The following is a 14,343-nucleotide window of genomic DNA, read 5'->3' on the forward strand; positions in this document are numbered from 1 at the left end:
AAGGTGATATTCATGGCAGCTCCCATTACGGAAATCCATAATCCGCTTACAGAGGAAGAAAAGAAGCTCCAAAAGCTGGAAGAATTAAAAACACTGATCGCCAATAATGAAGATGCGTTAAACAATATGTTTAAGATCGTCAATGAACTGAATGACGCGGGAGTATTCGAGGCAGCGACCTCCATGCTACAAGGAAAAGAACAAATTGCAAAAATCGCCCTTGAACAAGTTACAAGACAACCTGTCACAAACCTGATCAATACCGTTATGGGGGCAACAGGAGCCTTGATGAATGCAGATGCCGCACAATCGACGAAACTGCTGAACAGTGCACTCGCAGGAATCGATGAAGGAAACAAGTTCCTCCAAAGCGAAAAGAAAATCGGCGTACTCGATCTAATGAAAACGTTGAATGATCCCGACATAAACCGGGCGATCGGTTTTGGCGTACACTTCCTAAAGGGAATGGGCAAGGAATTGAAGGAATAGGAATGAGGGCTGATTCTTTTAGGGTCAGCTTTTTTTCACTCATCAAAAAACAAGCTGTACACCCTCCCCTTATTCGCACCACTGCTTGTCAGATTCAATGATTGCAGGATACGAGTGGCAGCGGATGCGGAGGAAAGGTTAATAAAATCCCGCAGCTGCCGATTCGTGATAGTCGCTCCGATCAAGTAAAAATAATCTCGTAAAGCATGGATATGTGCCTCCTTACTGGATAGGCCGCATTGGTTGCAAAGCCATGTTCCATGCCTTCTAAGTAACTGGTGACTGTTGCAGTTCCCGCATATTACGCCCTTGATGAGGTCTTCTTCAGTAAGACTGTATCGTTCAAGGATGGAAAAATCGGCATCGATATGCTGTTTATTGATGATGCGAACAGCTTTCTTTAAAACTTTATCATCTAAAATGGACTCTTTCATCATATGTTCAATTTGCTTAATTTTAGCGGGAAGCGCATCGCGATGGATGACTTTGAAGTGCAGTTTACGGTTTTCAGGAGAGGTGCGAATGATGGTTTGGGGATTACTGATGACAATCAATGAAAGGATCGGAAATGCTGGGAAGCCATGTTCCAAAAACCAATTCTTCAACTGTTCTTCCTGGCGGCTGACTTGAATGAGGGGATCCGGAAACGCAGACTCCACTCCATCTTTCGTTCGGATAAGCTGATTGAAGTGGTGATCAAAAAAGAGCATGCCCGTTATATTTTTCACTTCGATGATGAGGCCGAATTTCTTTGTCATGATCAAGGTATCCAACTGAAAAAAACGGGCCTGTTCCTGAAGCCGTACATCGTGGAAAATGAAATGACTCTCCGGCTCTAAAAAGCCTAATGGATAGTCAATGGAACACTCCCCTTTATAGCCAGCCTCCTTTTTTTTGAGATCATTTATGATGAAGGCCATTCTAGGAAGATTAGGTGGAAGCCTGCGCGCCAAAACACGTAATTTGAGGATGGTAAGCGGTACTTTTCGTTGTTTTACAATCAATATTCATCACTCCAATCTATATTTCTCCCAACATGATTCGACAACTGCAATGAATACTCCTTCAAATTATTGCGATTGGACGTTTTTTCTGCGAAATGTGCTTTTTATCTACGATACTGCACCTTTTATCTGCGAAATCGGCATTATATCTACGATACCGGACCTTTTATCTCCGAATTCTGCTTTTTATCTACGATACTGCACCTTTTATCTCCGAAATCGGCATTATATCGATTTTTCGACAAAAAAACTGCACCTCCTCCAATTGTTAGGTGTTACCTAACAATTGGGCTCACTTCAAAACAGGTCCTCGCCGTCATAATTCTGCGATCGCTCTGCCGGCCTGTCTTCCGGAGAAAAGGCAGCCACCGACGAATGTTCCTTCCAATGAACGATAACCGTGAACCCCGCCACCGCCGAATCCGGCTACTTCACCCGCTGCATACAGGCCATTCACTGGATGTCCGGAAGCATTCAGGACGCGGCAGGAGAGATCGGTTTGCAATCCCCCCAATGTTTTTCTGCTGACGATATTCAACCGCACTGCTATTAACGGACCATTCTTCGGATCGAGCATTTTATGAGGTGCTGCCACTCTTATTAGCCGGTCACCGATATAATGGCGTGCTCCATGCATTGCGGTAATTTGCAGGTCTTTCGTGAATTTGTTATCCATCTCTCTATCCCTCGCGATGATTAGCCTCTCGATTTCGGCAAAGTCAAGCAAACTCTCCCCCGTGATCTTATTCATTCCCTCCACAAGTTCGGAGAGTGAATCAGCCAGCACAAAGTCCTCCCCTTTGTCCATGAAAGCCTGGACGGGAGATGGCGCACCCGGCAGGACCCGGGATAAAACCTTCCGAATGCTCTTCCCTGTCAAATCGGGATTTTGCTCTGAGCCCGATAAAGCAAATTCTTTTTCAATGACCTTCTGCGTCAAGATGAACCAAGAATAATCGTACCCTGTCGCCATGATGGCTTCAAGCGTTCCTAACGTATCAAAGCCAGGGAAGTTAGGGGCAGGGAATCGCTTGCCTGTTGCATCGAGCCACAGAGATGAAGGTCCGGGAAGGATTCGGATTCCATGCTTGGCCCAAACAGGATCATGATTCTTGATTCCTTCCGTATAATGCCACATCCGGTCGCGATTGACGATCCTTCCGCCAGCCTTTTCCGTTATGGCAAGCATCCTCCCGTCCACGTGCTCAGGTACGCCGGAAATCATATGTTTCGGAGCTTCACCTAGCCGCACAGGCCAATTCTTTCTGATCAAATCGTGGTTGGCCCCGATTCCGCCGCTTGTAACAAGCACAGCCTTCGCATGAAATGAGAAGTCATCGACCACTTCCCGCGAGCTAGCCTCGCCGCGAGCTGCCGAGCTCGGCACGAGCACGGATCCACATACACCAATGACAGCATCATGTTGCGTTAGCAATTCATTCACGCGATGACGGGGGCGATAATCGATCAGGCCATTTGCGATCGCTTTACGAATGCGATCCTCGAACGGCTTAACGATCCCCGGTCCCGTTCCCCAAACAATATGAAAACGCGGAACCGAGTTACCATGCCCTTCAGCAAGGTATCCGCCTCGTTCTGCCCAGCCAACTACCGGAAAAAAACGGATGCCCTGGGCTGTCAGCCATTCACGTTTTTCCCCAGATGCAAAGTTGACATAAGCCTCCGCCCACTTTTTCCCCCAATAATCTTGATCATCCTCACGATCGAACCCCGCCGAACCTAACCAATCCTGCCAGGCAAGTTCCCGCGAATCCTTAATGCCCAGTCTCCGCTGCTCGGGTGAGTCGACAAGAAACAAGCCGCCAAAAGACCACCAGGCCTGCCCGCCAAGGGAAGCTTCCGGTTCTTGATCCAATAACAAAACCTTCTTCCCGGCATCAGCGAGCTCCGCCGAAGCCACCAATCCGGCAAGGCCCGCTCCGACCACAATCACATCGAATTCCATCAACGTCAACACACCTCCAGTATGTAAACACTTCCATAATATTCGAAAAAATTTCACACTCTTCCTACATTCCCCGTTAAAACTCATTTTCCTTTCAAGGAGGAAGAATAATCTTGAAAGGAAATATGTTTTGAACCATATCTTGACCTTTTCAGAAGACTGGAGTTCCTTCAAACGAAAAACCTATGAAGGACACTCCTACTGAAATGCTCCTGGGAAAGAGCACTGTCTTCAATTTCTGCATTAGTTGCCAAGGCATTTAAGCGGGATGCTTACCCTAACTGGCGTTTGAATTCTTTACTGGCGAAGAAGTAAGCGATGACCATGATGCCGACGCACCAGGCAAGCGCTGTCCAGATATCGCTACCAACAGACCCTTCATACAAGAGGGCACGAATCGCATTAACGATTGAAGTCACGGGCTGGTTCTCTGCGAACACACGGACCATTTTAGGCATGGTTTCGGTGGGGACAAACGCCGAACTGATAAACGGGAGGAAAATCAGCGGATACGAGTAACCTGTCGCGCCCTCCAAAGAACTAGCTTTCAAACCGGGGATGACCGCCAGCCATGTCAGCGCTAGGGTAAACAGCCCGAGGATCCCTGCTACAGCGAGCCAATCCAGGATATTAGCGCTGGAGCGGAAGCCCATTAAAAGCGCGACGAGGATGACCACCATGAGAGTCAGCGCATTGGCAACAAGCGAGGTCAACACATGGGCCCACAATACGGAAGACCGCTTGATGGGCATCGTAATGAAACGCGCCATCAGCCCGCTTTTAACATCCGTAAACAGCCGAACGGAAGTATAAGCGACGCCGGATGCGATAGCTATCAGCAAGATTCCCGGCAATAGATAATTGACGTAGTTGTCTGTCCCTGTCTCCATGGCGCCGCCAAATACATAAACAAACAGCAGAAGCATCATGATCGGAGTAATCGCCACCGTGATAATTGTATCCGGACTGCGCATGATGTTACGCATTAAACGCCCTAGTAATACCCCTGTTTTGCTTTTCATTTACATCTCCTCCTTTTTCCCGATGATTGAAAGGAAAATTTCTTCCAATGTTGGCTGCTTCTCGATGTACTCCACTTTCGCTGGCGGAAACATCTCCTTGAGTTCGGTAAGGGTACCGGTCGAGATGATTTTTCCGCCATGCAGGATGGCAATACGGTCCGCCAGTTGTTCTGCTTCCTCCAGATATTGAGTCGTCAGCAAGATTGTCGTGCCTCCACCGGCGAGCTCTTTGACGGTTTCCCAAACTTCAATCCTCGCTTCGGGGTCAAGCCCTGTCGTCGGTTCGTCGAGAAAAATGACGGCTGGCGTCCCGATCAGGCTCATGGCGATGTCAAGCCGACGCTTCATCCCCCCGGAATATTTGTCCGCCCGGCGGTTGGCCGCATCCGTCAGGCTGAATCTTGCAAGCAAATTGTCTGCGACTTGAGCAGGATTGGAAACTCCCCGTAACTTGGCAATCATCATCAGGTTTTCACGCCCGGTAAGCATACCGTCTAAAGCTGCGAATTGCCCGGTCAGGCTGATGCTCTGGCGAACCTGTTCCGGTTGACGCCGGACGTCAAAGCCGCAAATGCCTACTTCTCCATCATCGGGCTTCATCAACGTCGAGAGGATGTTGACAATCGTTGTCTTCCCTGCTCCATTCGAGCCCAGTAGTGCGAAAATTTCCCCACGCAGCACTTCAAAATCCACCCCATTTAATACTTCCTTGTCTTTAAAGGATTTTTTTAACCCTTTTACGGATATCGATTCGTCGCTCATCTTTTTTTCCTCCTTATATAAAGTGCAGCAGATCGCTTACACATTTCATAATTAATCGGTAGAGCCAGTTTGCTTATATCCCTCTATTCAGTCAGACTGATATTCTGTATAACTTAGTACCAAACCGAAAATATAACTGAAAAGCAAAGGTGGCAATTCACAATTGTAATCAGCTATTCAGTCGATATTATTTATTAAGTTCATTTTTTCCCAATCGCTTGATGATACTTTGATTTAAATCTTCACGATACTTGTCGACATAGGTTTTAGCGTTCGCCACTAGTTCATCGGCAAAGGATGCTACGTCATCTCCAGTTATCTCCAGAACTTCTCGACCATCCGCTGCACCGGCTTCGAACAAATCAATTAATTCATACTGCATATGCAGCATATCCATTCCGTTGCCCGCCGCGAAATTCCACATGTAGCTTTGGATTTTCTTAAACACAAACTGATAGTCCTCTGGAAGGGCTTCAACCCGTGCCATCATCAGCTTATACTCTTTCTTATCACCAATCATCTTTTTGAAAAAATCCATCATATTATTTTTCCTCCTATTTATAATAGCTGAACAAGACACTCCAGGAATATCGTACGGAACATCTTATGAAGCTAATTTGATTTTAAGAAGTTGATTTTTGAGGATACGAAATCCCATTTCCCCCAAAACAATTCAAGCTCCTCGCGGCCAGCTTCATTCAGGGAGTAAAACTTACGGGGCGGCCCCATATCTGAAGGTTTTTTTTCTATGATCACCAGTTTTTTCTTTTCTAATCTCACGAGGATGGTGTAGACCGTCCCTTCAACGACTTCAGTAAACCCAAGGTCATTCAGGCGGCGGGTAATCTCGTAGCCATATGTTTCATGACGGCTGATGATTTCCAGCACGCATCCTTCAAGCGAACCCTTCAGCATTTCAGTTAAATTTTCCATGTTCAGCACCTCCCCTACTTAGTCTGACTTGTATTCAGTATTACTTAGTACTAAATAAAATTTTCACTGTATAGCTTTATGATATGCTATTCAGTATGGAGTATACATGTGCATGTGTAAACATAATTATTTAAAGCCGAGTTGGTATTACATGTATATCGTATCACTTAGTAGAAGAACGGTCAATGTGAATTTGTAAATATTTTCAAAAATATTTAGCCCAAATGGCTACCAATGCACCTCTCACATGGACGCGAATCTATTCCAAAGCCAAATAAAAAACCACCAATATATGTATTGGTGGAGACGGTGGGAGTCGAACCCACGTCCAGACATAACGGCACTTAAGCTTCTACGAGTGTAGTCGATATATTCGCATTTCGCGAACTCATTAGCCTATCGACAGGCGGCAGAGCAGCTAGTCTGATTGGTCTCTTCCTTCATCCTCAGACGGTGGATTCCGGCGTATCCCACTTAGAGTGAGTCCCTTACCCTACCACGTGGGCCATGGAGGGAGGAACAGCTAACGACTGTTGTTACGCAGCGAAAGCTAGGTTGTTGTTTTGTTTGCCAGTTATAGGCGTTGACGTTTTAACGAGGCCGATCCCCTCGACTCGCAACTTAAGCTCGAACTATCCCTGTCGAATCCGTAACGTCCCCATGAATGAAATGGAGCGTACGAGAGAAGAATAGTCAGCAAGTTGGCTGATATTCAATTGTCATCGGTACAGGATTAATTATAACAGATTGAAACGAAAAATCAATTGTAAGGTCTTGGCAGCGTTACATCTTCTGACGATCACGGAAAGCACGTTCAATATCACGCTTCGCTTCCTTCTTCTTCAGGTCATCACGCTTGTCATATTGCTTCTTCCCTTTTCCAAGTCCGATTAAAACCTTGGCAAAGCCATTTTTCAAATACATTTTCAATGGAACGATGGTGTAACCCGCTTCCTTTGTTTCACCGATCAATTTACTGATTTCTTTCTTATGCAAAAGGAGCTTCCGTGTCCGCAATGGGTCATGGTTGAACTGGTTACCCTGTTCATAAGGACTGACATGCATATTATAAAGATAGATTTCGCCATTTTCTATTTTAGCGAAGGCATCCCTCAAATTCACTCGGGCCGCCCTGATTGCTTTGATTTCGGTCCCTTTCAAAACGATGCCTGCTTCAAATGTTTGTTCAATGAAGAAATCATGATATGCTTTTTTATTTTGTGCTAGTTGTTTACCTGAGCCTTTTGGCATCTTTCTCTCCCCTTTTTACATCCGATCGCAGTGAGAGGATGAATCGCTCACCCCCTCACATCAACCTTATCTCTTTTTAGGCTTCCTCTTGCGCTTGGCAGCTGGCGCATTTTCAAAGAATTTTTTCTTCTTCTTCGGCTTTCTCTCGGAAGAAGGCGAATCTCCCTTGCGATTGCCGCCACGGCTGCCGCCTTTTCCTTCGTTATGTCCGCCATTGCCGCCGCGGCCGCGTTTACGGTCACCCGAATTGGCTTTGAATATTTTCTTTTCGCCGGATGGACGGGGACGGCTTACCTTCATGCCGATGATTTCAAAATCGATCGCCCGTTCGTCTTTATTGACGTTGGAAACACGTACGTCGATCTCATCTCCAATCCGGAACACATTGCCTGTACGTTCCCCGATCATGGCCAGCTGGCGCTCATCGAAGCGATAATAGTCATCCGTCATGAAGCTGACATGAACAAGTCCTTCGATCGTATTCGGCAGCTCGACGAACATCCCGAAATTGGTGACGGAGCCGATGATACCGGTATATTCCTCGCCGATTTTATCAAGCATATATTCCGCCTTTTTCAAATCATCGGTTTCGCGCTCTGCGTCGACGGAGCGACGTTCCCGCTTCGAGGTATGATCGGCAATCTCGGGTAGGATGGCATTCCATTTCTCTTTCGTTGCATCGTCCAGCTTACCTTCCACCAAATACGTCCTGATCAATCTGTGCACGATCAAATCCGGGTAACGGCGGATCGGTGATGTGAAATGTGTATAAAATTCAGCTGACAAACCAAAATGGCCCAAGCTTTCCGGATCATATTTCGCTTGCTGCATCGAACGGAGCATGACGGTGGAGATGACCGTTTCTTCCGGCTTGCCCGCCACTGCCTCGATGATATCCTGTAACGCCTTAGGATGAACGTCATTGGCAGACCCGCGCACAATGTAGCCAAAGTTCGTAATGAATTCGAAGAAGCGCTGCAGCTTTTCCGGCTTCGGATCTTCGTGGATACGGTAAATGAACGGAACGTCAAGACGGTTGAAATGCTCGGCAACGGTTTCGTTGGCTGCCAGCATGAACTCTTCAATCAGCTTTTCGGCAACCGACCTTTCGCGTAAAACGACATCAGTCGGATGTCCCTCTTCATCAACGATAACTCTTGCTTCATTGAAATCAAAATCGATCGCACCGCGGCTCATCCGCTTTTTACGAAGGATGGCGGCCAGCTTCTCCATGTCCTGGAACATCGGCACCAACGCTTCATAGCGCTCTAGCTGTTCTTCATCCTTATCCACCAAGATCTTGTTCACGTTGCCATAAGTCATCCGCTCCGTCGTCTTGATGACACTTTCAAAAATCTCGTGATTGACGACATGGCCGTCTGACGTGATTTCCATTTCACAAGAAAGTGTAAACCGATCGACCTGCGGATTCAAGGAACAAATTCCGTTCGATAAACGATGCGGAATCATCGGGATCACCCTGTCCACCAAATAAACACTCGTACCCCTTTCAAGGGCTTCCTTATCGATTGGTGAACCTTCCGTAACATAATGGCTGACATCGGCAATATGGACACCCAGCTTGTAATGGCCATTTTCAAGCTTAGAAACCGACACGGCATCATCGAGGTCCTTCGCATCGGCTCCATCAATCGTGACCAAAATATCATGGCGCAAATCCCTGCGGCTGCCGATTTCGCTTTCAGAAATCGTATCGGAAACGGCATTGGCCTGTTTCATGACATCTTCCGGAAAATCCATCGGCAAACCGTATTTATGGATGACGGAAAGGATATCGACGCCAGGGTCATTCTTATGCCCCAGAATTTCAATGATTTCGCCTTCTGCGCTTACACGTCCTTCCGGATAAGAAGTCAGCTTGACGACAACCTTATGGCCTTCCACCGCTCCATGGGAAGCATGCTGGGGGATGAAGATGTCGTTGGCGATCTTTTTATCGTCAGGGATGACGAAACCAAAGCTTTTACTTTCGGAGTATGTACCTACCACTTGAGTGATTCCGCGTTCAAGGATCCTGATGACCGTGCCTTCCTGTCTTGATCCGGATGTTTCCGAAGATACCCGCACCATGACGATATCTCCATGCATTGCCGTACCCGTTTCATTTGGCGGAATGAAAATATCATCCATTCCTGGGTTATCTTCAGGCGTTACAAAGGCAAAGCCCTTTGCATGACCCGTTAATTTTCCGCGGAACAAATTCATTTTTTGCGGCAGGCCGTAACGATTGCTTCTCGTCCTGACCACCAATCCCTTTTCTTCCAGCTTCACGAGCGCCTTGACGAAATTCTTGAAGTCTGCCGAGTCTTCGATCTTCAAAGCCTCTTCAAGCTCCTGTACCGTCAATGGCTTATATGCTTCATCGGTCATGTACGTCAAAAGCCTATTCATGTGTTCTTGAATGTTATCTTCCATAAAACCCCTCCTATTCAGGGTATGATTAATTTGTTATTCGGACCAATCCAGGCTTTCTAAAAATTCCAATACATCTTCATGCAGCTGTTCTTTTTCTTTATCAAGCGTTATGACATGACCGGATTCTTCATACCACTTCAGTTTCTTGACAGGTGACTCGATCGAATCATAAATGATATCGGCACTTTTCGGATTGATGACGTCGTCATGACGCCCCTGCACGACATATGTCGGTGCATAAATCAAATCGACATTCTCACGCACTTCCGTTATCAATTCCTGAAGGGCTTTCAATGTATTCATCGGTTTATCGGCCAGAAGGTCCATTTCACGTTCTATTTGCTCGTCTGTTTTTCCTTCGTATTTCTTAAATTCTCTAGCGTACTCCAATACTCCTTTAAACATCATTTCTTCACTTTTGATATACATGGGCGCACACATTGATACGATACCCTTTATAGGTACAGTGTAACCTAATTTAAGAGAAAATACGCCTCCTAAAGAGAGTCCGGCAACAGCTATTTCCTCATGGCCCTTGCTCTTGAGGAAATCGTATGCCATCATGACGTCCTTCCACCAGTCAGCCGGGCCCGTCTTCACAAGCTCCTCTGGCGGAACCCCATGTCCCTTATAGTGCGGGGCATGGCAGGTGTATCCGTGTTTCTCCAAATGACGTCCAAGCATCCGCACATCGGCGGAGTTGCCCGTAAACCCATGTAAAAGTAAGACCGCTCTTTTTCCGCCTTCGAAAGTAAAGGGCTGCTGCAGCTTAATTTTCATGATAATCAGCTCCTTCATTAGTAAATAGCATCCAAAAGGATTCCCTATCCTATCATTAAGTACTAAAATCACTATATCTATTCATGCAACTATCGTGCAAAGAAAAAAGCCTAGCTATTTAGCTAGACTCATTTTTGATCGATTACACATCAAAGAATGCAACAAGTAAAGTTAAAGCAAAGAATAAAATGGCCAATACTATCGTTGCACGATGTAAAATCAAGTCCAAGCCGCGTGCTTTTTGCTTTCCGAATAGCTGCTCAGCACCGCCGGCAATCGCACCTGATAAACCTGCGCTTTTACCCGATTGAAGCAATACCGTCACAATAAGGGCGATACTGACGATCACCAAAAGCGTTATGAGAAATGCATGCATGCAATTACACCTCCTGAAGTACCAATAAACAATTACTTTAACTTTACCACACCCATAAGATATCCACAATCTTTGTTATAATATAATGGAAAGAATTCCTAAACCGCATCTTCATCATTTTCTTTTTGAATCAAAGTTTGAGATAATTCACAAAAAGGGAAGAAAGAGGTGTCAGCATGTTTAAGCCCATACTTCGAATTCTTGATTTATTGACCATCCTGTTCTCGGTGGTTGCAGGCTATTCTTTATGGATAGGCGGAAGCAATCTCTTAAGCATCCTATTGATCATTCTCTCGCCGCTTTTGCTGCTGCTTGCAAAATACCATGGAAATCGATATTTATTATTTGCTGCATATATCACGACAACCGTCTATTTTACTGCTATTATTTATAATGGACTTTCCAATAGCGGTATCGACTTTTTCCAATCAAGTTACAATGTACTGCTGATCGGTGCAGCTGCAATCCTGCTGAGCATCGTAGCGGCCGTCATTGGTTTCGGCACCAATACCCTTACGATTCTCTGGCTATCGCTGCATGCCCTGGTCACCTTCGAGACGATCAGGATGTCAGGTGGTTTCCTTTCGCACTTTTGGTCTGCACCCGTCGTGGAAACCGCAGTCCGCAATGATTATCCATTTTTGTTGATGGTGGTCTGGATCGGTTTATTCCTTGATAAGTACCAAAGTGAATTGACGAGGGATTACTTGTCACGATAATCTTTCAATACGCCTATTCGCAGGAAATCTCATTTTAAAAGCAAGGGGCCTTTCATATGTTAAAACCTATATTTACAGCAACTGCTCTGTCATCGTTCATTTTATTGTCCGGATGCTCATTCGACCAATCAGGCGATGACAAGAAAGAGCCAAAAGAAGAACACCCGAGCTCCCACCATACGGAGACAGCCAAGGATGATACTAAAGAAAAAGATTCAAAAGAATCAGCCCAACGCCAGGTGGAAGTCGATGAAACGGTCAAGCCCGCACAGGCTGGCCTGCAGACTTTAGCAAACCCAGGGAGCATCCCTGTTCTTGTCAACAAACAATACAGCTTGCCGGAAGATTACAAGCCTGAAGATCTCATCTACCCAAAAGTGGATTTCATCTTTCAAGATAAAATCGAAAAAAGAATGATGCGAAAAGAAGCCGCAATTGCGCTTGAACGGTTATTCCAAGCTGCTGAAAAAGACAATATGCATTTCGCCGGTGTTTCTGCCTACCGTTCACATCAGACACAAATCACGGTCTTTAATAACTATGTGGCCAAGGACGGGGAAGAAAAAGCGAAAACTTACAGTGCCATGCCAGGTACGAGCGAGCACGAAACGGGCCTGGCCATCGATGTCACGACACATGACGGTGCATGTGCTGCCCAAGATTGCTTCGGGGACACGAATGAAGCGGCCTGGCTTGCAGAGCATGCCCATGAATTCGGATTCATCATCCGCTATCCGGAAGGCAAGGAAAACATTACCGGCTATAAATACGAACCATGGCACATCCGCTACATTGGCGTCGATGCCGCAACTGAAATTTTCAAAACGAAAAGCACATTGGAAGAATACTATAATGCCGTCCCAGTAGAAGCTGTAGATAAATAAACAAAAGGTGCCCATATGCGGCACCTTTTGTTGTCTGTTAATCAAACGTTTGATTAAATTTGCTTCTCCATATCTACAAGGTAATGATACAAATCAAGGTTTGATGACCGTTCGAATTGAACCGGAAACGTCTGTACTTTCATAGTCACTTTCGCTGACTTCATAAGGTTTTGGTAACGCAATAACCTGAAAATTCGAATCATGCCGTACCTGTGGAAGCTTATATTCAAACACTTTTCTTTCTCCAGGGTTAACTGCCACATGTCCTACTAATTGATCTTTTCCCAGCGAGACTTGCTGCCATTCGTTCAATGCAATTATATGGTAATTTTCCTCCTTTTCACCAATATTGCCAACAGATAGGAAAACACGCTCACCACTTTTTGCTGCAGGCAGGATAATCAGTTCTTCTTTTTGTTTGCTGACAAATATGGTATCGTTCGGTCCCTCCTTTACCATGTCATCTGGAATTAAATCAGTAGCTGCTTTTGGTTCTTCTCCCTTGCTCTTGACCATGAAACGCATCGGCAGCACTTCTTGCAACGTGTCCATTTTTGATATATCCAATTTATCTATTAGATAATTTGGTTTTTTAAATATAAGATAATCTATTTCTTTTGTACGATCGTTAGTGGCAACACTCAGATCAAACTCGATACTTTTATTCGGTTTGGCTTTAAAGGTATAAACACTGTATGGTTTTCCTTCGACCGTGAAGGGTGTTTGTTCAAAATTACGAAGGACCATTACGGCATATTCCCTTTCCACTTCTATAAAATTCGAGAGCGAAAGCGTATACTCAAGCTTATTATTAATCGGTTCCAGAGTACTCCCATTATTCATTACTTTTCCATCGTCATCCAGCAAGCCATAGGAAATCGTATTGGAGCCTTCCCGAAAACCAGGCTGTACACCTTTTGTATTGTCCGTTTTGTTGTAAAAGATCCAAACAGAGATTCCAATCAATATAAGGGGAATTGCTATCAGGAGTTTCTTTTTCATATCATCATGTCTCCTATAATGAAAATCTTCCTTCATACGCGCGGCAGGAGTGCTTGTAATCAATTATATCTTTAGAGTAGACTGCTTGACTTCAGTCGTAGCGATTCCGTTTCTTCAAGTTGAATATGCGACACCCCTACCTTAATTATACCTTTAATACCATATATTACAATTTTAAAAAACTAGATGCTCTCCTCCTTCATGAAACACAAAAAACCTCCCATTCAAATCGAATGGGAGGTGAAAGAAATAATGATCTTACCCACTTCTCGTCAGAAGCGGATTTTGCCATGATTATTTCTTCAAGTTATAGAAAGATTTCAAGCCGCCGTAAACAGCTAAGTCGCCAAGCTGGTCTTCGATGCGAAGCAGTTGGTTGTATTTAGCGATACTTCCGTTTGCGACATGGAATTCTTCAAAAACTAGGGGAATGAATCTAACTCAACAGTTTTTTTACTCAAAATGATAATAAATGAACAATTAGCCAAAGATAGTACTATAGCTAAATTCCGGCACATACTTATCAGAGAAGGAATCTGGACGGGGAGGTTTCTATGTGGTAAAAGATTATAAAAATTATCGGGACATGAAGAGCTTAAGGGAAATCATGAAAAATAAATCGGATAAAATAAAATCATGGGATTAAAAATCTGAATCAAAAAATGGACAAGCTCATAGAGCAAGTTGAGAAAAAAGAGAAATGAGCTTCCTTATAAAAG

The 14,343-nt window shown here is 45.0% G+C and carries 14 protein-coding genes, 1 other RNA gene and 1 pseudogene; 3 read left to right on the plus strand and 13 right to left on the minus strand.

From position 1 onward, the window contains the following. Nucleotides 1-12: 12 nt before the first annotated feature. A complete protein-coding gene (locus tag ABE28_RS22035; protein WP_064467245.1) occupies nt 13-489 on the plus strand; it encodes a helical membrane plugin domain-containing protein in 477 nt (158 codons plus the stop codon). 35 nt (nt 490-524) lie between these two features. Here ABE28_RS22035 and ABE28_RS22040 read toward each other — a convergent pair whose 3' ends face one another. The 11 genes from ABE28_RS22040 to secG all read right to left on the minus strand — a co-directional run bounded on the left by ABE28_RS22040 (nt 525) and on the right by secG (nt 11,019). Then, nucleotides 525-1,493, minus strand: a complete 969-nt coding sequence (locus ABE28_RS22040; RefSeq protein WP_064467244.1) for a nuclease-related domain-containing protein — start codon at nt 1,491-1,493, stop codon at nt 525-527. A gap of 316 nt (nt 1,494-1,809) precedes the next feature. Beyond that, a complete protein-coding gene (locus ABE28_RS22045) occupies nt 1,810-3,459 on the minus strand; it encodes an FAD-binding dehydrogenase (RefSeq protein WP_064467324.1) in 1,650 nt (549 codons plus the stop codon). Between the two features lie 272 nt (nt 3,460-3,731). After that, complete coding sequence (locus ABE28_RS22050) at nt 3,732-4,481, minus strand: ABC transporter permease (RefSeq protein WP_064467243.1); 750 nt, start codon at nt 4,479-4,481, stop codon at nt 3,732-3,734. Then, a complete protein-coding gene (locus ABE28_RS22055; protein ID WP_064467242.1) occupies nt 4,482-5,243 on the minus strand; it encodes an ABC transporter ATP-binding protein in 762 nt (253 codons plus the stop codon). Nucleotides 5,244-5,430: 187 nt separating this feature from the next. Next, entirely contained in the window at nt 5,431-5,784 is a 354-nt protein-coding gene (locus ABE28_RS22060) for a DUF1048 domain-containing protein (protein WP_064467241.1), read from the minus strand. Nucleotides 5,785-5,855: 71 nt separating this feature from the next. Then, the gene (locus tag ABE28_RS22065) at nt 5,856-6,176 is read right to left on the minus strand and encodes a PadR family transcriptional regulator (RefSeq protein WP_064467240.1); all 321 of its coding nucleotides are present in this window, start codon (nt 6,174-6,176) and stop codon (nt 5,856-5,858) included. 298 nt (nt 6,177-6,474) lie between these two features. Beyond that, nucleotides 6,475-6,836, minus strand: a transfer-messenger RNA (tmRNA) gene (gene ssrA, locus ABE28_RS22070). Nucleotides 6,837-6,959: 123 nt separating this feature from the next. After that, on the minus strand, nt 6,960-7,427 hold the full coding sequence (gene smpB / locus ABE28_RS22075) for an SsrA-binding protein SmpB (RefSeq protein WP_061141144.1): 468 nt from the start codon (nt 7,425-7,427) through the stop codon (nt 6,960-6,962). Nucleotides 7,428-7,493: 66 nt separating this feature from the next. Then, a complete protein-coding gene (gene rnr, locus ABE28_RS22080) occupies nt 7,494-9,863 on the minus strand; it encodes a ribonuclease R (protein ID WP_064467239.1) in 2,370 nt (789 codons plus the stop codon). 33 nt (nt 9,864-9,896) lie between these two features. Beyond that, the gene (locus tag ABE28_RS22085) at nt 9,897-10,643 is read right to left on the minus strand and encodes an alpha/beta hydrolase (protein WP_064467323.1); all 747 of its coding nucleotides are present in this window, start codon (nt 10,641-10,643) and stop codon (nt 9,897-9,899) included. A gap of 142 nt (nt 10,644-10,785) precedes the next feature. Continuing rightward, nucleotides 10,786-11,019 carry a preprotein translocase subunit SecG gene (secG, locus tag ABE28_RS22090; RefSeq protein WP_057912046.1) on the minus strand — a complete coding sequence of 78 codons (234 nt, stop codon included), beginning with the start codon at nt 11,017-11,019 and terminating at the stop codon, nt 10,786-10,788. Nucleotides 11,020-11,195: 176 nt separating this feature from the next. Here secG and ABE28_RS22095 point away from each other — a divergent pair, with 176 nt between their 5' ends. Continuing rightward, entirely contained in the window at nt 11,196-11,738 is a 543-nt protein-coding gene (locus ABE28_RS22095; protein ID WP_064467238.1) for a hypothetical protein, read from the plus strand. A 56-nt stretch (nt 11,739-11,794) separates the two neighbouring features. Beyond that, the gene (locus ABE28_RS22100) at nt 11,795-12,622 is read left to right on the plus strand and encodes a M15 family metallopeptidase (protein WP_064467237.1); all 828 of its coding nucleotides are present in this window, start codon (nt 11,795-11,797) and stop codon (nt 12,620-12,622) included. 93 nt (nt 12,623-12,715) lie between these two features. Here ABE28_RS22100 and ABE28_RS22105 read toward each other — a convergent pair whose 3' ends face one another. After that, a complete protein-coding gene (locus ABE28_RS22105) occupies nt 12,716-13,624 on the minus strand; it encodes a hypothetical protein (protein WP_064467236.1) in 909 nt (302 codons plus the stop codon). A 294-nt stretch (nt 13,625-13,918) separates the two neighbouring features. Further along, nucleotides 13,919-14,014 (minus strand): annotated as a pseudogene (locus ABE28_RS25345) (hypothetical protein); the annotation flags it as partial. Between the last annotated feature and the right edge of the window lie 329 nt (nt 14,015-14,343).

The sequence above is a fragment of the Peribacillus muralis genome (assembly GCF_001645685.2).
Classification (GTDB): Bacteria; Bacillota; Bacilli; order Bacillales; family DSM-1321; genus Peribacillus; species Peribacillus muralis_A.